The 24,317-nt window shown below is 48.2% G+C and carries 21 protein-coding genes; 15 read left to right on the top strand and 6 right to left on the bottom strand.

What is annotated here, in order from left to right; genetic code table 11:
* Positions 1-48: 48 nt before the first annotated feature.
* Entirely contained in the window at positions 49-213 is a 165-nt protein-coding gene (locus BM334_RS12670) for a hypothetical protein (protein ID WP_177214988.1), read from the bottom strand.
* On the opposite strand from BM334_RS12670, the gene BM334_RS00630 reads away from it, so the two are divergent.
* The 4 genes from BM334_RS00630 to BM334_RS00615 all read left to right on the top strand — a co-directional run bounded on the left by BM334_RS00630 (position 171) and on the right by BM334_RS00615 (position 4,312).
* Positions 171-455, top strand: a complete 285-nt coding sequence (locus BM334_RS00630) for a chemotaxis protein CheW (RefSeq protein WP_177214990.1) — start codon at positions 171-173, stop codon at positions 453-455. The two genes, BM334_RS12670 and BM334_RS00630, sit on opposite strands and share 43 nt — an antisense overlap.
* Positions 452-940, top strand: a complete 489-nt coding sequence (greB, locus tag BM334_RS00625; RefSeq protein WP_092836508.1) for a transcription elongation factor GreB — start codon at positions 452-454, stop codon at positions 938-940. The genes BM334_RS00630 and greB overlap by 4 nt, the downstream gene beginning before the upstream one ends.
* 107 nt (positions 941-1,047) lie before the next feature.
* Complete coding sequence (locus BM334_RS00620; RefSeq protein ID WP_092836505.1) at positions 1,048-3,411, top strand: Tex family protein; 2,364 nt, start codon at positions 1,048-1,050, stop codon at positions 3,409-3,411.
* A gap of 106 nt (positions 3,412-3,517) precedes the next feature.
* The gene (locus BM334_RS00615) at positions 3,518-4,312 is read left to right on the top strand and encodes a thioredoxin domain-containing protein (RefSeq protein ID WP_092836502.1); all 795 of its coding nucleotides are present in this window, start codon (positions 3,518-3,520) and stop codon (positions 4,310-4,312) included.
* A 61-nt stretch (positions 4,313-4,373) separates the two neighbouring features.
* Here BM334_RS00615 and BM334_RS00610 read toward each other — a convergent pair whose 3' ends face one another.
* Positions 4,374-5,540 carry an acyl-CoA desaturase gene (locus BM334_RS00610; RefSeq protein WP_092836499.1) on the bottom strand — a complete coding sequence of 389 codons (1,167 nt, stop codon included), beginning with the start codon at positions 5,538-5,540 and terminating at the stop codon, positions 4,374-4,376.
* A gap of 197 nt (positions 5,541-5,737) precedes the next feature.
* Here BM334_RS00610 and fabR point away from each other — a divergent pair, with 197 nt between their 5' ends.
* Positions 5,738-6,358: an HTH-type transcriptional repressor FabR gene (gene fabR, locus BM334_RS00605; RefSeq protein WP_092836496.1), complete on the top strand. Its 621-nt coding sequence runs from the start codon at positions 5,738-5,740 to the stop codon at positions 6,356-6,358.
* On the opposite strand, the gene BM334_RS00600 is transcribed toward fabR, so the two are convergent.
* Entirely contained in the window at positions 6,327-8,105 is a 1,779-nt protein-coding gene (locus tag BM334_RS00600; RefSeq protein ID WP_092836493.1) for an SLC13 family permease, read from the bottom strand. The two genes, fabR and BM334_RS00600, sit on opposite strands and share 32 nt — an antisense overlap.
* 102 nt (positions 8,106-8,207) lie before the next feature.
* On the opposite strand from BM334_RS00600, the gene BM334_RS00595 reads away from it, so the two are divergent.
* The 3 genes from BM334_RS00595 (at position 8,208) to BM334_RS00585 (ending at position 13,146) form a co-directional block, all read left to right on the top strand.
* A complete protein-coding gene (locus BM334_RS00595; RefSeq protein WP_092836490.1) occupies positions 8,208-10,220 on the top strand; it encodes a S9 family peptidase in 2,013 nt (670 codons plus the stop codon).
* A gap of 19 nt (positions 10,221-10,239) precedes the next feature.
* A complete protein-coding gene (locus BM334_RS00590; protein ID WP_092836486.1) occupies positions 10,240-11,337 on the top strand; it encodes a GGDEF domain-containing protein in 1,098 nt (365 codons plus the stop codon).
* Positions 11,338-11,409: 72 nt separating this feature from the next.
* Positions 11,410-13,146 (top strand): putative bifunctional diguanylate cyclase/phosphodiesterase, encoded by a 1,737-nt coding sequence (locus tag BM334_RS00585; RefSeq protein ID WP_092836483.1) that lies wholly within the window; start codon positions 11,410-11,412, stop codon positions 13,144-13,146.
* 10 nt (positions 13,147-13,156) lie between these two features.
* Here BM334_RS00585 and pckA read toward each other — a convergent pair whose 3' ends face one another.
* Positions 13,157-14,758 (bottom strand): phosphoenolpyruvate carboxykinase (ATP), encoded by a 1,602-nt coding sequence (gene pckA, locus BM334_RS00580; RefSeq protein WP_092836480.1) that lies wholly within the window; start codon positions 14,756-14,758, stop codon positions 13,157-13,159.
* Between the two features lie 171 nt (positions 14,759-14,929).
* Between pckA and BM334_RS00575 the strand changes: the two genes are divergently transcribed.
* Positions 14,930-16,255, top strand: coding sequence for a sodium-dependent transporter (locus tag BM334_RS00575; RefSeq protein ID WP_092836477.1), 1,326 nt, complete (start codon positions 14,930-14,932; stop codon positions 16,253-16,255).
* 2 nt (positions 16,256-16,257) lie between these two features.
* Here the strand turns inward: BM334_RS00575 and coaD are convergent, their stop codons facing one another.
* The gene (gene coaD, locus BM334_RS00570; protein WP_092836474.1) at positions 16,258-16,749 is read right to left on the bottom strand and encodes a pantetheine-phosphate adenylyltransferase; all 492 of its coding nucleotides are present in this window, start codon (positions 16,747-16,749) and stop codon (positions 16,258-16,260) included.
* A gap of 113 nt (positions 16,750-16,862) precedes the next feature.
* Between coaD and BM334_RS00565 the strand changes: the two genes are divergently transcribed.
* The 6 genes from BM334_RS00565 to ubiA are packed head-to-tail and all read left to right on the top strand — an operon-like array spanning position 16,863 to position 21,799.
* Positions 16,863-18,056: a glycine C-acetyltransferase gene (locus BM334_RS00565; protein ID WP_092836471.1), complete on the top strand. Its 1,194-nt coding sequence runs from the start codon at positions 16,863-16,865 to the stop codon at positions 18,054-18,056.
* Positions 18,057-18,079: 23 nt separating this feature from the next.
* Positions 18,080-19,105, top strand: coding sequence for an L-threonine 3-dehydrogenase (gene tdh, locus BM334_RS00560; RefSeq protein WP_092836467.1), 1,026 nt, complete (start codon positions 18,080-18,082; stop codon positions 19,103-19,105).
* 32 nt (positions 19,106-19,137) lie between these two features.
* Positions 19,138-19,461, top strand: a complete 324-nt coding sequence (gene glpE / locus BM334_RS00555; protein ID WP_092836464.1) for a thiosulfate sulfurtransferase GlpE — start codon at positions 19,138-19,140, stop codon at positions 19,459-19,461.
* On the top strand, positions 19,462-20,310 hold the full coding sequence (locus tag BM334_RS00550; RefSeq protein WP_092836460.1) for a rhomboid family intramembrane serine protease: 849 nt from the start codon (positions 19,462-19,464) through the stop codon (positions 20,308-20,310).
* 3 nt (positions 20,311-20,313) lie between these two features.
* Positions 20,314-20,943, top strand: a complete 630-nt coding sequence (locus tag BM334_RS00545; protein WP_092836457.1) for a chorismate--pyruvate lyase family protein — start codon at positions 20,314-20,316, stop codon at positions 20,941-20,943.
* Positions 20,936-21,799 carry a 4-hydroxybenzoate octaprenyltransferase gene (gene ubiA / locus BM334_RS00540; protein ID WP_092836454.1) on the top strand — a complete coding sequence of 288 codons (864 nt, stop codon included), beginning with the start codon at positions 20,936-20,938 and terminating at the stop codon, positions 21,797-21,799. The genes BM334_RS00545 and ubiA overlap by 8 nt, the downstream gene beginning before the upstream one ends.
* 1 nt (position 21,800) lies before the next feature.
* On the opposite strand, the gene plsB is transcribed toward ubiA, so the two are convergent.
* A complete protein-coding gene (gene plsB / locus BM334_RS00535; protein ID WP_092836452.1) occupies positions 21,801-24,263 on the bottom strand; it encodes a glycerol-3-phosphate 1-O-acyltransferase PlsB in 2,463 nt (820 codons plus the stop codon).
* Between the last annotated feature and the right edge of the window lie 54 nt (positions 24,264-24,317).

Below are 24,317 nucleotides of genomic sequence, written 5' to 3'. Positions count from 1 at the left end.
CCTGCCCGCTTTCGCGCCATAAAAGTTTATAGTTTTAAAGTAGTTAGTTTAAGCGCGAGATACCAGTTTTTTCTTGAGAATTGCAACTTTTAAGCTAAGCTTAGCTAAATCAGCAAGCATTAAAATAAGAATCCATTTAGGTTCATCATAAAGGAAATACATTGATATCTGTGCTGCCTTTTCATCTTGCTGCGCAACAGTACGCTGTCCCACTTGAGCACGTTTTACGAGTTGTACCCATGCTACTACCAACGCAGCTGCCGGGCGCCCCAGCCAATATTGCGGGGGTGGTATCTATTCACGGCCAAATTTTGCCAGTTATCGACCTCGCTCATGTGTTTCGTCTGCCGGAACTCAAAGTTGACTTGTGGACCCCCATGATTTGGTTGAGTACAAGCACACGAGAGCTTCTTATTCCGGTGTCATCGGTAGAAGAAATTAGCCAAGCAGTATGAAAACCAATTTAATTAGTCGCTCGGGCTATTTGAAATTACAGAACGAGCTTGACCATTTGTGGCGCGTAGAGCGCCGTGAAACCACTGAAAAAGTCGCTTGGGCAGCCAGCCTAGGCGACCGTAGTGAAAACGCCGATTACAAATACAATAAGCAGAAACTACGGCAAATAGACAAACGTATTCGCTTTTTGCGCAAGCGTTTAGAACAACTCAAAATCGTTGATTATTCGCCACAACAAGACGGCAAAGTGTTTTTTGGCGCAACCGTGACCGTTGAAAACGAACAAGGTCTGGAGAAAACTTTCACCATCGCTGGCCCCGACGAGATTTATCAACGCAATGACGTGATATCTATTGATGCGCCCATGGCACGCGCCGCCTTGGGTAAGCAGCTTGATGACGAATTTGTGGTACGCACCCCAACCGGCTCTCAACTTTGGTTTGTAACCGATATCAGTTACCAACTGACCAAGGCTTCAGCTTAGCTAACCGCTTTTTAACGCACAAAAGCGCACATTCGCAAAACGCCCTGATATACTTGAGCCCGTTTTTTTTAAACCGAACAGAAACTCCAGAACCAAAGAGAGAAGCTATGAGCTCGATTACTCAGCAAATCGCGAACGAGTTAGCGGTCAGTTCGCAGCAAGTAAAAGCTGCTATCGCGCTATTGGACGACGGTGCCACAGTACCTTTTATTGCCCGTTACCGAAAAGAAGTAACCGGTGGTTTAGATGACACCCAATTACGTAATTTAGCCCAGCGTTTAACTTATTTACGTGAGCTTGAAGACCGCCGCGCGGTGATCTTGGCCAGTATTCGCGACCAAGGGAAATTAACAGCCGAACTTGAGCAGGCGATTACTGCCACCGAGTCAAAAACCGAGCTTGAAGACTTATATTTACCTTACAAACCGAAGCGCCGCACCAAAGGCCAAATTGCCATTGAAGCGGGTTTAGAGCCACTAGCGGACACGCTTTTTAGCAACTTAGATACGGTTCCAGAACAAGCAGCCGCTAACTACATCAATGCTGACGCCGGCTTTGCCGACGAGAAAGCCGTGTTAGATGGCGCGCGCTTTATTCTTATGGAGCGTTTCGCCGAAGATGCGGCATTATTGAAGAAAGTTCGTGATTATTTATGGAATAACGCGAATATTTCGAGTGTGGTCGCAAGCGGAGAAGAAACCGAAGGCGCGAAATATCGCGACTATTTTGAGTTTAGCGAAGCAGTTAAGAAAATACCGTCACACCGCGCTCTTGCCCTATTCCGTGGCCGCAACGAAGGCATTTTGCAGTTGAAGCTTGATGCCGACCCGCAACAAGATGACCCCAAAGCGCGTAGTTACGGCGAACAACTTATTGCTGCCCACATAAACTGGCAAGACCAAGGCCGTGCTGCGGACACCTGGATGCAGCAAACCGTGCAATGGACCTGGCGTATTAAAATTTTGCTGCACATGGAAACCGAGCTATTCGGCACTGTACGTGAACGCGCAGAAACCGACGCCATTCAAATATTTGCCAATAACTTGAAAGACCTGCTCATGGCCGCACCGGCCGGCGCCAAAGTAACCATGGGCCTTGACCCTGGTGTGCGTACTGGTATTAAAGTTGCGGTGGTAGATAACACCGGTAAAGTACTGGGCACCAACACCGTGTTTCCATTTCAACCGCAGAATCAAGTCGACAAGGCCATGCGCACACTTGCAGGTATGTGCAAACAGCACAAAGTTGAATTGATTTCGATTGGCAACGGCACCTACTCGCGCGAAACCGACAAGCTCGTGGGTGAAATGCTGAAAGCCAACCCTGAAATTAAAGCCAGCAAGGTGATTGTGAACGAAGCCGGCGCCTCGGTGTACTCAGCGTCTGAGTTAGCGGCTCAGGAGTTCCCAGATCTTGACGTGTCACTTCGTGGCGCGGTGTCTATTGCACGTCGTTTACAAGACCCGCTTGCTGAGCTGGTAAAAATTGAGCCAAAATCAATTGGTGTTGGCCAGTACCAACACGACGTAAGCCAAGCGCAGTTGGCACATAGCCTTGATGCGGTGGTTGAAGACTGTGTAAACGCTGTTGGTGTGGATATTAATACCGCTTCAGTTGCTTTGCTTGCGCGCGTGGCTGGTTTAAGCAAAACCTTAGCCCAAAACATTGTCGCGCACCGTGACAGCAACGGCCGTTTTGCGACCCGCCAGCAACTTCTTAAAGTGGCTCGCATGGGGCCAAAATCATTTGAACAGGCCGCCGGCTTCTTGCGCATTATGAATGGCGAACAGCCACTTGATGCGTCTGCGGTACACCCTGAGGCCTACCCGGTGGTTGAGCGCATGGCCGCGCAACACGATCGCAAGGTGGCTGAGCTTATTGGCGACTCGAGCTTTTTACGCGGATTAAATGCCGGCGATTTCACTGATGAAAAATTTGGTTTACCGACGGTGCAGGACATATTGCGCGAATTGGATAAACCGGGCCGCGACCCGCGTCCTGAGTTCAAAACGGCTAGCTTTAAAGACGGTGTGGACGACATTAAAGATTTGAAACCCGGCATGACGCTTGAAGGCGTGGTGAGCAATGTGGCGGCGTTTGGTGCTTTTGTGGATATTGGCGTGCATCAAGACGGCTTGGTTCATGTTTCTGCTTTGGCTGACAAGTTTGTGAGTGATCCGCGAGAAATTGTCAAAGCCGGCGATATAGTGAAAGTGAAAGTGCTTGAAGTGGATGTACCGCGCAAGCGTATTAGTTTAACCATGCGCTTAAGTGATGAGCCTACCGCCGCCCCAGCCAAAGCGGCTGGTAATAGACCGGAAAGCGGCAAAGCCAAAGGGCCACGCCAAGGTGGTTCACGTTCAGGTGGAAGAGAAGGTGGAAAAGCGGGTGGTCAGTCAGGTGGCCAGGCACCGATGAACTCAGCTATGGGATCAGCGCTGGCTGAAGCCTTTGCTAAAGCCAAGAAGTAAGCGATTACTTACACGCTGCGCCTTAATTTTTGCATAAAACTTTATGCCTAAAAACTTATGCGCAGCGTTGTCTTGATGTGTTCTGTTGCAGAAGGCGAACTACCCAATGTTTATTCGAAGTATTCAAGCGACACTCATTGTTGGACTTACGTGCGCGGGTTTATTGGCGAGCACGCCGAGCTTTTCCTGCACTACCGCTTCTTGTGAAACTGCTCCACAAATTAACCCGGATTTTGCTTTCGAGCAAAACTCAGCAAACCTACAACACGTTATTGCTACGCGAGAACTGGCCAAAGCCAACCATAAGCACTTATTAGTGGTACTTGGTGCAACCTGGTGCAAAGACAGTCAGGCACTAGCTACTCAGCTTTCCGAACCCAGCTTATACGCCGCAGTTAAGCAACGCTACGAAGTGGCAATAGTGAATACCGGCTATTTTGCCGCAGGCTTTGATGTTGCCAATCAATTTGGCTTACCCATTTACTTCGGTACTCCCACGGTGCTGATTATTGAGCCGAACAGTGGCGACATTGTTAACCGCATTGATTTTCACGACTGGATGAATGCTAAAAGCAAAAGTTCTGAGGCCTACTGGAGTTATTTTATAGACCAAGAATTTAGCCAAGATGATGACTTTTCAGCACCAGTGCTGCAACAAATTTCCGCCTATGAAGCCAAGCAAGCAACGCGCTTACGCGAAGCCTACGCGGTAGCGGGTTCGTTGCTGCAAGCGTACGTTGAGAGCGGCCAGCAACCCTCCGAGCGTTTTATCGAAGTATGGTTTGAGCTTGCCGATTACCGCAATAAGGTTGCGCAGGCGGTGAGTGAAGCACGAAAAAATAACACCGCGGAAAACCTACCAAGCTTTCCACATTCTTTTGTGTGGGAATTAGAGGAATAAAAAAGCACGCAGATAACTGCGTGCTCTATTGCGCTCTATTAACGACGGCATTTGGCCGATACTAAGCGGCGTTCGGCCCTTGCAGGCTGCGCGCCAGCATTTGTGAAAACTCACGCTTATGGTGATTGAGCGCGTTGCGCACGGCTTCAGCTTTTTCATGCAGTTCAGCAACCGTTGGCACGTGAACATTTTGCGCTAATGCCTTGGTTTTTATATCAAGCAATTGTTTGCGTACTTGATAATATTCGCGCAATTTTGCTACTAGCACATCAAACTCTTCATGCAACTTCGCCAATGTGGTTTCACACGAAATTTGAGCTTGTTCGGTGGCCTTTTTAAACTGCATTTCAAGGCGTGCTTTTTCAATTTGGTAGCCGTTTGTACGCTTCAGGTTACGGGTAAGGCCTAACCATGAACATGAACGAATCAACCATTTCGTTGGGTCAAACTGCCACCAGCGAATACCGTTACGATAGTCGGCTGAGAATATATGATGGTAGTTATGATAGCCTTCGCCAAACGTCAATAAAGCCAGAAAACCGTTGTCACGCGCAGTGTTGCGGTCGGTGTAAGTTTGCTTACCCCAAATGTGTGCCAACGAATTAATGAAGAAGGTGGTGTGGTGATTAATGACTAAACGTGCAAAACCAACCAAAATCACTGCACCCCACACGTCGCCTAACATCAAGCCAATAGCTACGGGCCAGCCAATGGTCGTGAGCAAGGTTAACAGCAAGTAGTTGCGGTGCTGCCACATCACCACAGGGTCTTTTTGAAGGTCTTTCACGTTATCGTAGTTGCTGTAACGCGACGCTTGGTATTCACGCAGCATCCAGCCAATATGCGAATACCAAAATCCACGCTTAGCCGAATACGGGTCTTTGTCGTTGTCGTCAACGTGCTTGTGATGCTCGCGGTGATCAGACGACCAATGCAGTGCGCTGTTTTGCACCGCCAACGCACCGCCAAGGGCGAATAAAATGCGCAGTGACCAATGGGCGTCATAGGTGCGGTGGGCCCACAACCGGTGGTAGCCCGCGGTGATTGAAATACCGGCAAAGACAATGGTTCCCACCAGCGCAGTAATCAAACCGGCGGAAAAGCCATGTGTGAACGCATATACAGGCACACCAATAGCGGCAACTGAAAACGTGATAGCAAACACCAAGGTGTTTAGCCAAATAATAGGGGGTTTTTCAGCGGCTGCTGAGCTTTCGCGTAAGGACATATAAATCAACTCAAATTGCTAAATAAATAATCTGACACTTTTGCCTCCAATGTAATTCAGAGTACAAGTGTTCGCTCAATTTACATGTGGCCAGCACTAGGTGCAAGTACTTTCATGTAAAAAACGATGAATTGCGTGAACAAGCGTTCACTGACATAATTCGTTCGACCACAACTTACAAAAAGAGTTGCTAGAACATGGCTGGTATTCGTGCTGCCCAAAAAGAAAAAACTCGTCGAGCCCTTATTCAAGCGGCCATGAACCAATTGAGTGCCGAGCATGGCTACGCCAGTTTGAGCTTGCGTGAAGTGGCGCGCGAAGCCGGCATTGCACCGACCTCGTTCTATCGTCACTTCCAAAACATGGAAGAACTCGGGTTAACACTGGTTGATGAAGGCGGTTTAACCTTGCGCCAATTGCTGCGCCAGTCGCGCCAGCAGATTGCCAAAGGCGGTTCGATTATTCGGGCATCGGTGACCACTTTTATGGAGTTTGTCAGTAATAACACCGCGATATTTCGCCTTTTACTGCAAGAAAAGTCAGGGAATTCGCGGGATTTCAGGTTGGCTGTCACGCGTGAAGTTGAGCATTTTACCGCTGAGCTCGTAGATTATTTAGTTGCTGAGCAGAAATTTACGCGTGAACTTGCAGAGCTACAAGCAGACGCTATTGTGCGCATTGTTTTTAGTGCAGGTGCCGACGCGCTTGACGCTGATAGTAAAGAAAAGCAACGCTTAACCGAACAAACCATATCGCAGTTACGCATTGTTGCGCGCGGTGCTGAGGCTACGCGGCTAGCGGCCAAAACCAAAGAATAAGCGGCACAGCTGCTGCAATGAGTACAATCGTTAAGGGCAGGCCTAGCTTCCAATAGTCGCCAAATGCATAACCGCCCGGCCCCATAACCAGAATATTTGACTGGTGCCCAATTGGGGTAATAAATGGTAATGCCGCCCCTACTGCTACCGCCATTAAAAAACCGTCAGCAGACACTCCTAACGACGACGCCATGTTTAACGCAATGGGCGCCATGAGTACCGCTGCCGCTGCATTATTCACAATATTGGATAATACAACGGTGACAACCAACAACACCGTTAACGCAACAGCTACTGGCGCATCGTTGCTTATTAATAACCCCCATTCCGCCAAAGTATGAGCCGCACCACTACGCTCCAATGCTCCGCCTAGCGGAATAGTGGCGCCCAATAAAACAACAATAGGCCAGTCCACGTTCTCATAAAGTTCGCGCAATGGGATAATGTTGCTGAGCACCATAGCTCCGGCTGCGGCCGTGAAAGCAACTGGCACAGATAAAAGACCAAGCGCACTGGTCAGTATGGCTGCAGCAAAAATAGCTAATGGGGTAAACAATTTCTTCTCGCCGCCAATCCGCATGCTACGCTGGGCTAATGGGAAACAGCCGAAGCGACGAAACACATCGGTAAGTATTTCAGCGTCGCCCTGCAGTAGCAACACATCGCCAGGTTTGAATCGAATATTTGCTAAGTTTGGTTTAACCGGCTGCCCCTGGCGCGCAACCGCAAGAACATTCACCCCAAAGCGATGGCGCAAGCGCAAGTCCGCGGCTGAACGGCCAATTAACCTTGAGTCAGGCCCAACAACCCCCTCCACTACTTGCACCTCGTCAGACACCAGGAAACGTTCAGCAAGCTCTTCGTCGGCGTTTAATTCGAAGCCAGTTGCGTCAATAATCTGTTGTAACGTGTCTGTATCAGCTTCAACAATCAACACGTCTTCTGCCTTGATTCGATAGTACCTAGGGGGCGCTGTGGTAACCGATTTACCTTGCTTTATCGCAACTACCGCAAAGTTCTCTTTTATTTTTGATTCTAATTCATACAAGGTTTGCCCAACGAAACCGGCTGACTCTGGTACCCACAGTTCGGTTATATAAGAGCTCATATCGTAAGGCGAGTTGGCGGCATCACGGCTCTTCGTTTTCGGTACCAGCCATTTGCTAGTCAGCCACATAAAGACTAAGCCAATCGCTGCTAAGCTAAGTCCCACCGGCGTGAAGTCAAAAATACCGAAGCTTTCGCCTATAGTTTCATGCCGAATATCGGCAATGATTATATTTGGCGGCGTACCAATCATAGTAATGGTGCCGCCCAATAACGAGCCAAAGGCCATAGGCATGAGCACTCGGGACGCATGCCCGATACCACTGCGCGACAATTGTAAGGCTACGGGGATCATAATCGCCATAGTGCCCGTGTTACTAATAAACGCCGAACAAAAGGTTGTTACGCTGGTTAACGCGATCATTTGAACCCAAGCTTTATCGCCAGCACGCTTCATTAAAGAAGCTAACGCATCAACCACGCCGGAACGCCACATCGCATGACTAATCACTAACACAGCGGCAACGGTAATAACCGCCGCATTGCCGAAGCCAGAAAACACTTCTTGGGCGGGCACCAAGCCGAGCGCTGCAGCAACCAGCAAGGCAAACATTCCGACTAAGTCATAGCGCCAGCGATCCCATACAAAGAGAACCAGCGCGCCTATTAGAATGCCACCGATGAGTAGTTGATCGTTCATAGCTTGCCCGTTGCTGAAATGTTGTTAACAGATTGGCTATATTTCGTGGGAAGTCAATAATTTTACTGGTAAACTGAATTAAATTTATAAGAGGAGTTTAGTATGTTACGCAACTTAGTTATCTTGTTAGTTGCCGCAGTGACTGCATTCCCAGCGCTAGCGCGCGACATTACGTTAACCGAAACAGTCACCGTCAAATCAATCAATAGTGCTGCTCTAGCGGCGGATGGCGAGCTAGCAGCATTTACCCGAGTGGTGCCTCGCACACCTTATGTTGATGAAGACGGTAGCTCGTATATTGAGCTGCATGTGGCCAACGGCGCCAACCAAAGCGTGCCGTTCATTACCGGTAAAGAGTCACTAGGCGCTGTCAGTTTTAACGGCCAAACAATTTACTTCTTAGCCAAGCGCGGTGACGCGAAGCACACCAGCCTTTATAAAATGTCTACCACGGGCGGTGAAGCGCAGTTGGTATTAAGCCACGACGCCGCAATTAGCAGTTATGCTATTAGCAACGATGGCCGTTACATTGCGTTTCGTGCCCGCGAAAAAGCCGATGAAACTAAATCGAAGCTTGCCAAAAAAGGTTTCAAGGCCGAGGTTTACGAAGAGCAACATGAATTTACTCACTTATGGCTTTATGACACCCAAAAGGCCGATGCCAGTGCAGTAAAAATTACTAGCGACATACAAGTATTATCGGTTGCGTTTCGCCCTGGTCATGAGCAACTTTTAGTGCGCGTTGCACCAACTGCTTTAGTTGACGACAACTATATGAGTAGCCAATACCAGTTACTCGACCTAAATGGTAAACAAGTTTCAGCGTTTGAGTCAGTTGGTAAACTCGGTAAAGCTGAGTTTTCCCCCGATGGCCGTTACTTAGCGGTGATCGGCGCGGCTGATTATAACGACCCAGCCGATGGTCGCTTGTACGTTTATGACACTAACAAAAATAATGAGCGTAAAGATGTACTGCCTGATTATTTGGGTCATGTACAAGACATTGCTTGGCGTCGCAATGACGAACTGATTTGGCTTGGCCACCGCGGCACACAGAGTGAAGTACAAGCTTTAACCATGCAGTGGTTTGAAAGTCGCGTAATCATGGAGCCAAGCAAATTAGTGGCCGTTGACATTGACGTTGCCGCAGGTAAAAGCGACGTCTTGGTTCGTGCCCACAGCGCTGAGCATCCTACTGAACTGTTTCGCATTAGTGGCGACCGCATTACCCGCATGACTGACTCGAACCCATGGTTAGCCGATATTACCATGCCGCGTCAAGAAACCATGCGTTACAAAGCGCGCGATGGTTTAACGCTTGAAGGCATTGTCGTTTACCCTACCGACTACAAAGAAGGCCAACGCTATCCACTCATGATGGTTGTGCACGGTGGCCCCGAGTCGCATTACAGCAATGGCTGGCTTGATCGTTACGGCAGCCCAGTAAAATATGCTGCGCAGCAAGGTTATGCCCTATTCTTCCCAAACTACCGTGGCAGTACTGGCCGTGGCGTTGAGTTCTCGAAGCTCGGCCAAAACGACTACGCTGGTAAAGAGTTTGATGACCTAGTTGACGCCAAAAAGCACTTGGTTGATATTGGCTTGGTCGACAGCGCTAAAGTGGGTATTACTGGCGGTTCATATGGCGGTTTTGCCTCAGCTTGGGCAGCCACAGCTTTAACTGAACATTTTGCCGCAAGCGTCATGTTTGTCGGTATTAGTGACAATATCTCTAAGTTTGGTACCACTGACATTGCCAAAGAAATGCACGCCGTACATGCACGCAGCTACCCTTGGGAAAAGTGGCAGTGGTATTTAGAGCGCAGCCCGATTTACCATGCAGAAAAAGCGCGCACGCCAATTCTTATTATGCACGGCAAAGAAGACACGCGGGTACACCCGAGCCAGTCTATGGAGCTATACCGCTATTTGAAAACTCATGGTAATGTACCTGTGCGTTTAGTGCTTTACCCAGGTGAAGGACACGGTAATCGCCGCGTTGCCGCCCAGTTAGATTATTCCATGCGTTTAATGCGTTGGATGCAGCACTTCTTAGTCGAAGGTAACAAAGAAGCGCCAGCTCACGAACTGCCGCATGCCGAAAACTTAAAATAATAACAACGGTAATTAATGTATGAGTTGGCAAGCTTTGCTTAAAAAAGGGTGGTGGATTATAAACCACCCTTTTGAACGACAAGACCCGCGCTATTGGCGTATTCGATTGATGCAAAGCTTGCTGCTTATATTACAGCTGTATTCCGGCATTTTTGTCATTCTGAACCTGACCTTGTTCGGTTATTACACTGTTGCCGCAGCCAACCTTGCGGTTTTTGGCGTTATTTTAGGCATTCAAACCGACCTTCGGCGCAATCTGAATTTAGAGCGCAGTGCTAACTGGCTAACCGGCACAATTATTGTGTTTATGGTTATCTATGTTGCGTTAACCCAAGGGCGTAATTACGCGTTTATTTGGTTAAGCATGGTGCCGACCATCGCGTTCTTCTTGCTCGGTATACGCCGAGGCCTGCAAGTTACCGTACCATTTTTGCTGCTAACCATTGGTTATATTGTCTGGTCGGCTAACGCCTGGCCTAGCTATGCGATTAACTTACCCGCTTTTTTTAATATTTCTTGTGCATTATTTGCGGTGTTAACCATTGCCCGCCATTATGAAAAGTCCCGCGCGGAAGCTTATGCGTTTTTAGAAGAACGTAATGGAGAGTTACAACGCATTGCCATTACCGATGGACTGACCCAACTTCATAACCGTTCGCATCTAGACGCTGTGCTTGACAGCGAAGTTCAGCGTGCTCAGCGCCACAACACAGAGCTTTCAGTTTTAATTCTGGATACTGATCACTTTAAAGTACTGAATGATAGCTATGGCCACCTTGTCGGTGACCAAGTGCTTATTGAGTTAAGCGAATTGTTACGCGAGAAAATACGTGCCACAGATATTTTAGGCCGTTGGGGTGGCGAGGAATTTATGATTATTGCGCCAAATACCGACGCTGAAGGCGCTGTTGAGTTGGCTGAAAAAATTCGAACGGCTACCGCGAAACACCGATTCACCGATGAACATCTGCACCTAACAATTAGCGTTGGGGTAGCAGAACTCAATGAACAAGACACACTTATTTCCATTGTTCGTCGTGCCGATGAAGGGCTATATCAAGCCAAACATGATGGCCGTGACTGTACTCGCCTTGGGAAAACTTACACTAAGGTATAATTAACCCATTGTTACATAAGCTTTACATTAGTATATTCGAGTAAACATAGTAAACTAACGTAAAGATGTAGCATGGAAGTTAAACCACATAACGTCATTGCCTTAAGCCCTATTGAGCATGAAAAAGCTTTCTTGCTTGAGCGTGCGGTAGAGTCAAGCATTAATAGTATTGTTATTATTGATGCGCGAGCGCCGGGACGCCCGCTGGTTTACGCCAATCATGCTTTTTATAAAACAACCGGGTACACCGCCAGCGAAGTGCTAGGGCAAAGCCTGCACTTTTTGCAGGGCGGTCATTCTGAGCAAGCGGTTATAGATGAAATTGTTCATGCGTTAGAGCACCAACTGGAGTTAAAAACAACGGTACTCAATTACCGCAAAGACGGCACTAGCTATTGGAATGAGGTACATATTTCGCCGGTACGCGAAGTCAATGGCGAGGTGTCACACTTTATTGGAGTATTGCAGGATATTACCGACAAAAAGTCAGTGGAAGAGCAACTAACCTACCGCCAAACCCATGATGCACTGACTGGCTGCTTGAATCGGGACTTCTTTGAGGAGCGAGTTGAACATGACTTGTTACTTGCCCAGCGCCAGCAACAAATGTTGGTACTCTACTACATTGATATTGATAACTTTAAGGCTGTCAATGACGCACTCGGTTTAGCTGGCGGTGACGCGCTATTAAAACAAATTGCCGAGCGTATTAACGAGCTGCTTGATCCCGGTGACACCCTAGCCCGTTTGGCGGCCGACGAGTTCGCTTTACTCGTGCCCGAGGTTGCCAACGCCGAAGAAGCACAACGTATTTTGCTGCGCTTGCAAGGTGTATTTAAAAAGCCCTTTACTGTTGGTCAGCATGCTTTAAGCATTACCCCAAGCATTGGTATTGCCGCCTATGAGCCCTCGCGAAAGCTAACCTTGGTACCTGAAGCTAGCACCTTGATACAACATGGTGACATGGCTATGTATCAGGCCAAGCTAAATGGTCGCAATACCGCACATTGGTTCTCCCAGGACATCTCAAAGCAACTCAGCGCCAAGTTACTGTTGCGACAAGAGCTTCATGACGCGTTAGAAAAGCAACAACTTGAATTGTATTATCAACCTATTTTGTGCGCCAACCAGCAAACGGTATGCTCCATTGAAAGCCTTATTCGCTGGCATCATCCAACACGCGGCATGGTGTCACCTGCGGAGTTTATTCCACTGGCTGAAGAGTCAGGGCAAATAGTCGCCATGGGCAATTGGGTACTTGAGCAGGCCTGTCATGACATTACTCAAATGAACAAGCAGCGAAGCAAAGCTATTTCGGTGGCGGTGAACATTTCGCCGGTGCAATTTATTCAACCGAACTTTTTGCAGACCGTGCGTGAAATTATGCAAAAAACTGGCGTTGAGCCTGCTCACCTGGAGCTAGAGATAACTGAAAGCGTACTGATGGCTGACGAGGAACGCGCCATCGATACCATTCACACACTGGATAGTATGGGCATCAAAGTCTCGCTTGATGACTTCGGTACTGGCTATTCAAGTTTGGCTTACTTGCGCTTTTTGCCTGTGCATAAAATAAAAATTGATCGCAGTTTCGTGCGTGAAATTGCCAACAGTAAGCGCGACAATGCCATTTTGGCCGGTATTATTGCACTAGCACACCAGCTTGATCTTACGGTAGTTGCCGAAGGGGTAGAAGTTCCAGTACAGGCTCAATTGCTGCGCGAGGCGGATTGCGACTTATTACAGGGCTTTTTATACGCAAAACCGCAGCCACTTGCGCAGCTGCGGTTTGATTATTACCAACGCTAAAGCTTGTGTTTTACAGCTGCGGGCCAGCTGCAACTAACGCTTTGCCTTCGTCGTTATCGGTGAACTTCTCAAAGTTCGCCACAAAACGATTGGCTAGGTCTTGCGCTTTCACGTCCCAATCACCTTGGTCTGCATAGGTGTTGCGTGGGTCTAGAATGTGTTGCTCTTCAACACCTGCTAACGCGGTTGGCATGGCAAGGTTGAAATATGGCAATTGCACAAATTCTGCGTCTTCAATGCTACCGTCTAAAATGGAGTCAATAATAGCGCGGGTTGCTTGAATTGAAATACGCTTGCCAGTGCCGTTCCAACCGGTGTTGACTAGGTAGGCTTCAGCACCTGATGCTTCCATACGTTTCACCAAAACTTCGGCATACTGGGTAGGATGCAAGGTTAAGAACGCAGCCCCAAAACAGCTTGAGAAAGTAGGCGTTGGTTCAGTAATACCACGCTCTGTACCAGCTAACTTGGCAGTAAAGCCTGACAAGAAATAATACTCTGTTTGTTCTTTGGTCAACTTAGAAACCGGTGGTAAAACACCAAAAGCGTCTGCCGTTAAGAAAATAACTTTCTTCGCGTGGCCCGCTTTAGACACTGGCTTCACGATATTGTCGATATGGTAAATCGGGTATGAAACACGGGTGTTTTCGGTTTTCGAGCCGTCGTTGAAATCAACCACACCTTCGTCATTCACAGTAACGTTTTCTAACAAGGCATCGCGACGAATGGCGTTGTAGATATCCGGCTCAGCTTCCGCTGACAGGTTGATGGTTTTGGCGTAACAACCGCCTTCAAAGTTGAAGACACCGTCGTCGTCCCAACCATGTTCATCGTCACCAATTAACTGACGCTTCGGGTCGGTTGATAACGTCGTTTTCCCGGTACCTGACAAACCAAAGAAAATTGCAACGTCACCGTCTTCACCAACGTTAGCAGAACAATGCATTGACGCAATACCTTGCAACGGCAAGTAGTAGTTCATGATAGAGAACATACCTTTCTTCATTTCGCCGCCGTACCAGGTTCCGCCAATAAGTTGAATACGTTCGGTTAAATTAAAGGCAACAAAGTTTTCAGAGTTTAATCCGTGTTCTTGCCATTTGTGGTTGATGCATTTTGCACCGTTCATAACCACGAAATCAGGCGTAAAGTTTTCCAGCTCTTCTGCTGAAGGACGAATAAACATGTTTTTCACGAAATGCGCTTGCCATGCAACTTCAGTGATAAAACGTACCGATAAACGGGTGTCTTCATTCGCACCACAGTAAGTATCTACAACAAACAAACGTTTGCCTGATAATTGCGTGGTAACTGTGTCTTTTAAGTCCGCCCAAATTTCTGGGGTAATGGCTTTATTGTCATTTTTGCCCTGGTCTGCCCACCACAACGTGTCTTTGGTTACGTCGTCGCGTACGATATATTTATCTTTTGGCGAGCGACCAGTAAAGATACCTGTATCAACAGCAACGGCGCCTAAGTCGGTGACAACGCCTTTTTCAAAGCCTTGTAGATCAGCACGTGTTTCTTCTTCAAACAATTGTTCATAGGAAGGGTTATGGACAATTTCAGTGACGTCTGTGATGCCGTAACGGCCAAGATCCAGATCAGTCATGTGGCGGACTCCTGCGGGTCTGGTTTGAGCAAAATTATCGAAAAGTAAATGTGGGCGCGATTCTAACGTGAAAAGGGCAAAAATGGTAGTCTTATGGATGTTATACAGGCTAGAATGCTTGCTTTTAACGGCTAATTTCTGCCTAAATCTTAACTAATAATTGGTTGTTTTATGCGCGATAGCTTTCATACCAGAATTGGATTTATTCTTGCCGCTGCCGGTTCAGCTATCGGATTAGGTAATATTTGGGGCTTCCCTAGCCAAGCTGCAAACCACGGCGGTGCGGCATTTTTACTGGTCTACTTGGCCGTTGTAGTTATTCTCGCGGTGCCGGCTTTGTACACCGAATTAAGCCTAGGCCATGCGGCACAAGCAAACCCCGTTAAAGCCCTGTCAACATTAAGCCAAACTCACTCTCCTGTTACTGCCGCTAGCGGTAAAACCATGGGTTACTTGAACGTCATCGGCGCTATTCTTATGCTCAGCTTCTATCATTTGGTCGCTGCGTGGATGGTGGCGGAGGGGCTTACTTTTCTGCTGCAAGCATTAAGCATGAGTAGCTTGGCGCAATGGACAAAAACGAGTTCCATGTTGCGTGATATTATTTTGCTTTTAGTCTTTGTTACGCTCACTTTTGGAATTGTTATCAAAGGGGTGCAGAATGGTATTGAACGATGGTCGCGGCGCCTCATGCCATTATTGGTGGTGTTGCTCATAGGTCTCATTGTCTACATTGCCACGCTACCTGGCGCCAGTGACGGTTTTCGCGCGTACTTAGTACCCGATTTTAATGCCATGTTCAGTGCTGATTTACTTGTTTCGGCTATGGGGCAAGCCTTTTTCTCGCTGTCTATCGGCCTTGGCGGCATGATGATCTACGGAAGTTATTTGAAAAAAGGAACGCGATTAGGCCGCTTAACTTGGAGCGTTGCAGCTCTTGATACGCTGGTTGCCTTTTTGGCCGGTTTGTTAATTATTCCGGCGCTGTATGTGGCTATGGCACAAGGATTGTCTGTCACTGAAGGTGAGCAACTTATTGGCGAAGGCCGCTTAATTTTTCAGGTGCTGCCGGACTTATTTGATCGCCTCGGCAATACTGGCTCTTGGTTAGGGTTTGGCTTTTTCGCGTTGTTAAGCATTGCTGCTCTAACGTCCACCATTGCAACTGCCGAGGTGCCTATTGCTTATGCCATTGAAACCCACCCAGTCAATCGTCGCCAAGCAGCACTAATCATTGCTGCAATGATTAGTTTAATTGGGATAACTTTGGTGGTGTTCTTCGACCCATTGTTTAACTGGGTGGTTACTTACGTGACGCAATTTCAACTCCCTTTGTCTGGGCTCTTTTACTTTATCGTTATCGGTTGGCTATGGCGGCGCAGCAATCGGCTTCGCGAATTGGCCCATACTGAACTTCGCTATCGCTTGTTGTTTTGGCATTTACGTGTGGTTTGCCCACTATTATTGGCATGGGTATTTGTTGACGTAGCGCTGTAAAACTACAGCGCTTTTGCTTTCACCTTGTCCGCTAAGGCCTCGGCCACACGAGCGCTGGTAAACTGGCGCACATCGCCATGGTGAATGGCGACTTCTTTCACCAAGGTTGATGAAATAAAGGAGTTTTCTTCCGACGGTGTTAAGAACACGCTTTCTAGTTCTGAAAACAGTCGACGGTTCATGTTGGCCAACTGAAACTCATATTCAAAGTCAGATACTGCACGTAATCCTCGAATAAGTACCGTGGCCTGATATTCTTTGGCAAAGTCGACTAGTAAGCCACTGAAACCGACAACGGTGACATTGGGCAGATGCGACACCACATGTCGTACCAGCTCAACCCGTTCATCCAGCGAAAACATCGGCTTTTTACTTGGGCTGTTCGCGACGCCCACAATCACTTCGCTAAACAGGTTGGCTGCACGCGCGATTAAATCGGCATGACCATTGGTTATTGGGTCAAAGGTGCCAGGATAAATTGCCCGTTGATGCATGAAATTTCTCCACCTATATAAATGAGGATGCCAAGCCCCCTGCTGATCAGGTAAACTATGGGGTAATCAATAACATTATGGTTCACCCGTAACGTCAACGCACGGAGAATTACATGAAGCAAGATTTTTATCAACAGCTTGAAACCCAGCTAGACGAGCTGCAAGCAGAAGGCTTATACAAAAACGAGCGAATTATTTTAGGCGACCAAGACGCTGAAATTGAAGTCGGCAATGGTGAATCTGTTCTTAACTTCTGTGCCAACAACTATTTAGGTTTAGCCAACAACGCAGAACTTATTCGAGCCGCAAAAAAAGGCCTTGATGAACACGGTTTTGGTACTGCTTCCGTGCGTTTTATTTGTGGCACGCAAAATATTCACAAAACGCTCGAAGCCAAACTCAGCGATTTTTTGGGCACCGAAGATACAATTTTGTATTCATCATGCTTCGATGCTAACGGCGGTTTATTTGAAACCTTAATGGGCCCAGAAGACGCCATTATCAGTGACGAGCTAAACCATGCCTCTATTATTGATGGTATTCGCTTAAGCAAATCTAAGCGTTATCGTTACAAAAATAACGACATGGCCGACTTAGAAGCCCAACTTAAACAAGCTAAGGCCGATGGCGCGCGTAACATTCTCATCGCGACCGACGGCGTATTCTCAATGGACGGTGTTATTGCCAACTTAAATGGCATTTGCGACTTAGCCGACGAGTATGGCGCTTTAGTCATGATGGACGACTGTCACGCAACTGGTTTCTTAGGTGAAAACGGTAAAGGTACGCACGAGTACTGCAACGTGATGGGTCGTGTCGACATTATTACCGGTACCTTAGGCAAAGCCTTAGGCGGCGCGTCAGGCGGTTATACCTCAGGTAAAAAATGTGTCATTGACTGGCTACGTCAGCGCTCACGCCCATATTTGTTCTCAAACTCAGTCGCGCCAGCTATTGTGCAAGCGTCTATTCGCGTGCTTGAAATGCTTGAAAACGGTCACGAGTTGCGCGCAAAGCTTTGGGACAACGCAAATTACTTCCGTACCCAAATGACTGCGGCAGGCTTTACCCTCAGCGGCGCAGATCACGCCATTATTCCAGTAATGATTGGCGATGCTAAATTGGCATCAGAAATGGCTGAGCGCATGCTCAAAGAAGGCATCTACGTTGTTGGCTTCTCGTTCCCTGTGGTGCCGCGTGGCAAAGCACGTATTCGCACCCAAATGTCGGCTGCCCACACGCGTGAGCAACTTGACCGTGCCATTGACGCCTTTACCCGAATTGGTAAAGACTTAGGCATAATTTAACACCGTTACTGAAGGTAAAAACGATGAAAGCTTTAGCCAAATTACACGCTGAACCAGGCATATGGATGACTGACGTTGAAAAGCCTGAGTACGGTTACAACGACTTACTCATTCGCATTAAAAAAACCGCTATTTGCGGCACTGACGTACATATTTACAAGTGGGACGAATGGTCACAAAAGACTATTCCAGTGCCTATGGTGGTCGGTCACGAATATGTTGGCGTAGTTGAGGCAATGGGCGAAGGTGTGCGTGGTTTTAACACGGGCGACCGCGTTTCAGGCGAAGGCCATATTACCTGCGGCCATTGCCGTAACTGCCGCGCCGGGCGCCGTCACTTATGCCGTAACACCGTTGGTGTGGGTGTTAACCGCCCTGGTGCATTCGCTGAATACTTGGTTATTCCGGCGGAAAACGCCTTCAAATTACCAGACGACATTAGCGATGATTTAGCCGCTATTTTTGACCCATTTGGTAACGCTGTACATACCGCTTTAGCCTTCGACTTAGTGGGCGAAGACGTGTTGATTACCGGCGCAGGCCCCATTGGAATTATGGCCGCAGCAGTAGCTCGCCACGTTGGTGCGCGCCACGTGGTTATTACCGACGTAAATGAATATCGTCTTGATTTGGCGAAGAAAATGGGTGCGACGCGCGCTGTTGATGTCAGTAAAGAAAACTTGAAAGACGTGATGAACGAGCTTGGCATGAAAGAAGGATTCGACGTCGGCCTGGAAATGTCTGGCGTGCCTTCAGCGTTTGCGCAAATGCTTGAAACTATGAATCACGGCGGCAAAATAGCCATGCTTGGCATTCCACCGCAAAGCGTCGCCATTGACTGGAACCAAGTTATTTTCAAAGGTCTCACCATTAAGGGCATTTATGGTCGTGAAATGTTCGAAACCTGGTACAAAATGGCAAGCTTGCTGCAGTCAGGTCTCGATCTGTCACCAATATTGACCCACAGCATGTCGGTTGATGACTTCCAAGAAGGCTTTGACATTATGACCTCTGGTCAATCAGGCAAAGTCGTTTTAGACTGGAGTTAATCTGCGCCAATACAGAAAATTAGGAAGTAACCATGGCAGAATTTAAACGAATTAATGTGACCACCGCTCACCAAATGTGGCAGCAAGGCGAGACACGATTTGTCGATATTCGTGACGAACGCTCGTTTGCTGCAGCGCACATACCCGGTTCACAGCGCTTAACCGATGCCAACTTACAAGATTTTCTGAATGGGCTTGATGACGACAACCCTGTGGTGGTCGTTTGCTATCACGGCAATAGCAGCCAAGGTGCTGCGCAATACTTGGTTAACCAAGGCGTTGAGAATACCAGTAGCTTAGACGGCGGCATGACCGCTTGGGCACAACAGTTTCCAGAGGCTGTGGAGCGCGGTTAAATGCAAAAATTACTGACCACCCGTGATGCTGAAATGATGGCGAACCTGTATCGTTACCTACAGCAAAACGGTGTGCCAGTAACCGTTAGCGAACAGGGTAATCAGCTTGAATTGTGGTTAACTGTTTCCAGCTACCATGCGCATGCAAAAGCACTTATTCAAGCCTTTAAAGACAACCCAGATATTGCCAATCAAGCCGTTGAGTCTACTGACTCGCAAACGGCTCAACCGCAGCAAACAAACACTAACCCATCTTCCATGCTGAGCATAATGTTGCGTCAAGCAGGTTGGTTCACAGCCTTATATGCTGCAATTGTTGTGCTGGTTTTTCTTGGCTTAATGACGCCTTTAGCCGAGGGTATTTTAGGCGCTCTACTGTTTAACCCAAATGACTTTGAAAGCTTGCCTTGGGCGCAACCTTGGCGATTTGTCAGCCCGGCCGTGTTGCACTTCAGTGTGCTGCACATTCTCTTTAACGTGTTTTGGTGGTGGTATTTAGGTGGCCGCTTTGAGCGATACTATGGCACTAAGTGGTTAGTATTGGCGTTCGCAGTTTGCGCAATAGCCTCAAACACCTCGCAGTTTATAGAAAGTGGCCCTTATTTTGGCGGCCTTTCTGGCGTGGTTTATGGTCTATTCGGTATTGCCAGTGTCGTTGGTTGGAAAAACCCTCGACACCCATTGTTTCTTCCAAACGGCTTAATTATTTTTATGCTCGCATGGTTGGTGCTTGGTTATACAGGGCTACTGTGGGTCAATATTGCCAATACCGCACACACAGCGGGGCTGGTTTCCGGCTTGGTCATTGGCGTTGTTATTCGGTTTTTAACCCAATACGGTCGTCGGTAGTACATGCGCTTTTCTGAGTTACAACAACTCGAGTTTCCTATCGTCAGCCAGGGCCAGCAAGCAGACTGGCAGCCAGCGCTGGCGCAGCACTTACCTACCAGTGCACTCCTAACTCAATGGCTGCTTGACCCCGACTCCCTTACCGCGAAATTAAAGCGTCATTGCCAAGACTTTTCGGTTGAGGTGCTCGGCCAGCGTCCGGGAATGATTCGCCCAGACGAAGCTAAGTGGTTAACCGAAAGTGCAAGCCAAGGGCAAGCCAACGCAACCATTCGCGAAGTTATTTTATGCTGTGACGGCAAGCCTTGGGTATTTGCGCGTAGTGTTTTCCCACAAAGCGCCCTTGAGGCTGCGGCATTAAAACTTGGCCAACTTGGCGACAAGCCACTAGGTGCTCATTTATTTGCGCAACCCGATCTACAGCGCTCGCGCATTGAGGTATCTACGTTTTCCGCCCAGTCACGCATTGGTGTACTTCATCAATGCTTAGGTTATCCGGCGCAATCGCTGTGGGGCCGGCGCAGCTGTTTTACCGCGGCGGGTCAGCGGGTACTGGTTGCCGAAGTTTTTATCGGCGAGTCTATTCCAGCTCAAATAGCGGCCACACTTATGCAGGACAATACCCATGATTAACATTGGACAGTTTATCAGCGCCTGTTGGCGATTAATGCGTGCTGATCGGCCTATTGGCAGCCTCTTGCTTGGTTGGCCTACATTGGTAGCCCTACTCATTGCCGGCAATGGCAATCCGCCTTTACGCACCGTGGTTTTGTTTATGCTTGGCGTATTTGTTATGCGCTCAGCAGGGTGTGTCATTAACGATTACGCTGACCGCAACATTGATGGTCATGTTAGCCGCACCAAGCTGCGCCCTTTAGCAACAGGTGAGCTCAAGCCGTGGCATGCTCTGGCATTGTTTGCTTTGTTATTGCTTATTGCGTTTATCATTGTCTTACAATTTAATCAGGCCACCATTTTGCTCAGCTTTGCGGCAGCCGGCGTGGCTACCTTATACCCGTTTTGCAAACGGTTTACCCAGCTACCGCAAGTAGTACTTGGGGTTGCCTTTAGTTTTGGCGTGCTCATGCCTTTTACGGCCTTAGAGCAAGGGCTGCCGCTCGTTGCTTGGATTTTATTTACCGCAAACATTGCTTGGACAGTGGCCTACGACACTGAATATGCCATGGCTGATCGCGCCGATGACGTAAAGATCGGTGTAAAATCTACCGCAATATTATTCGCTGGCCATGACAAATTTGCCATTGCGCTATTACAAATAGCTACGTTGGCTTTATTGGCTTGGTTAGGTTACGAGTTGCTATTTGGATTCGTTTATTGGCTAGGGCTCGCCGTGATTATTGGCATGTTTTTATGGCAACACTATCTGATATGGTACCGCGAGCCACAACGCTGCTTTCAAGCCTTTTTGCACAACAACAACGTGGGCTGGGTTTTAGCCCTCGTTGTTGCTGCACATTATTGGTTTTAGCCTAGTTGTTAGTGTCAGTTTCGCGCTGAACAAGTTGCTGCACCGACTGACGAATAGTCTGTAACACCGCCGGCTCTAATAACAAGTCAACGCCATCACTAAAGTTGTCGACTCGCGCATCGGCAACCATTGCACCTGACTCTTCAACCGTGAAATAGCCTTCACTTTTCAACGTGCCAATAAGCGTGCTGAGTACTTTCTTATCGAAAAACTCGGGCGCATTGACACCGTGAATGGCACTAAGGCGCTCGGCAAGTTGCACCGAGTACTGCTCAAGATCTGAACGTGATATCGGCTGTGCTTGCTGCAGCAGCTCAAGCACAATGGCAAAACGCTGCACCGTTTCACTGGCGCTTCTGGCCAACAACACCAACTGCGAATAACTGGCTGAATCGCGCTTCGGCACGGTATAGGTATCGGCGTCTAACTGTGTTAGCAAACCGCACTGAACATATTGCTCTAGCAGTGCTTTGACCCACAACGCCATGTCACTCTTACTGTGACTAATAAACAGTTCAGCCGCTAACAGAGGGTGTAAATTAGTCAGCAAATTAACAGCTTGGTCAGCGCTAAAACGCTTATGCCCCATGGCAAAGGCGGCAAGTAACGCCGGCACAATTACCATGTGCATGATATTATTTCGGTAATAGGTCATTGCAATCGCTGTAGTGCCATCTAACCGAATCATCTCGCCAATACCATCCGCCTCAACGGTAAACTTATCGTGCTTCTTGGCGAGTTCCCACAGCTCTGCACCACTTTGCTCAGGTACGTATGCGTCTTTCGTGTAAGGCACTTCACGTAGAATACGGGTATACAAATTTAGTTGGCTTATTAACTCTTCACGCGTAATGGCATGATGCTCTGAACTTAGCACAATCAGCGCTGACAGGTTTATGCTGTTGAGCGCTGCCGAGTTATTGATACGGCACATAATTTGATCGGCCAACACGTTCACTGTTGGTGTCAACCACTTCGGGCGCTCAGGTTCTTCGGCACCGGTAGTAATAGCGTCTCGCCATTTTGGCTGTAATTGCTCAAGCGCTTCGCCCAAATTGATAGGCTCACCGAAGCTGACATAGCCTTGACCGAAATTACGCAAGTGGCGCAAGCTACTTAACACTTGCCACACCGACTCTTTCTCTTTCGACTTCCCTTTGAGCTCTTTTAAGTAAGTGCCCACTTCCATCACATGCTCATAACCTAGGTACACCGGCACAATCGACATGGGGCGCTGCTGGCCGCCGCGCAACATACCTTGAACCGTCATGGCTATCATGCCGGTTTTGGGTGGTAACAGTCGTCCAGTTCGGCTACGACCACCTTCAGTGAAGTACTCCACTGGGTAACCTTTTTGGAACAAACGATTGAGATATTCCCGAAAAACTGTTGAGTACAACTTGTTACCGCGGAAGCTACGACGAATAAAAAACGCCCCGCCACGGCGGAAAATTGGACCAGCAGGGAAAAAGTCTAGATTAATGCCCGCTGCTATATGCGGTGGCACTAGGCCTTCTTTATAAATCACATAGCTTAGTAACAAATAGTCCATGTGCGAACGATGGCACGGTGCATAAACAATTTCATGCCCAGCTTCGGCTAAAGCTCGAATGCGCTCACCACCTTCCACGTGAATACCATTGTATATTCGGCTCCAACACCAAGTCATAAAGCGATCTAATAGACGAACTAAAGTGTCGCTATAACTAGCGGCTATTTCATGCAGATATTTCTCAGCGGTTTTACGTGCCTGCTGCTCAGAGACCTTTTTGCTACGAGCCTCATCCGCTATGGCTTGCTTGAGCGCTGGCGTGTCTAATAAGTCCTGAATGACCACTTGGCGCTCGGTCATCTTAGGCCCAGCAACGGCGTGACGCATACGTACAAAGTGCACCCGCGCAACACGCGCTAATTTATGCGCTAAACGCTGGGTTGTGCCGCGTTGTGAGGCCATCTCACGCAGCGCTACTGGGCGACTGCCCCGTACTAATACATGGCGCCCTGAGAACATGACGAGCCAAAACTTGCGCCAGTGCCCAGGGTTATCAACGTCTGATACCATGGTATGGCCTTGCCGAGGCTCTTGTCCGGGCGAACGCCCCCAGAACAACCCGATCGGCATAACCTGAATATTCAACTGACTGTCTTTTTGATGAGCACCAATCAGCTTCTCGAAATCCGTGATCGCTTGTTGCGCGCAGTCATGGTCAGTTTGATCTAAATACATCACGCGCGATAACTGCTGACCGTTGATCATCAGATCATCGGTCGGATCAGGTAGCCCGACGCTTTGCAGTGCACGCTGCGCTACCAATAAATCTGTGGTCGACGTTGAACGCATCACATACACCACATGCTTCTCGCCAACTACCTGCTGTGCAGTGTCGTCGAGAATTACTTCATAGCGCGTTAACCAGCGCACTGGCCAGTACATACAAGCGCGCCAAAAGCCTTTCAGACTCATGTAATATCCCCACTAATTACAGACCTATAAAGCATACCACTGTTGAAAAAATTT

The sequence above is a fragment of the Pseudidiomarina donghaiensis genome (assembly GCF_900116895.1).
GTDB lineage: Bacteria > Pseudomonadota > Gammaproteobacteria > Enterobacterales > Alteromonadaceae > Pseudidiomarina > Pseudidiomarina donghaiensis.
This window is presented reverse-complemented; position numbering and strand designations above follow the sequence as displayed.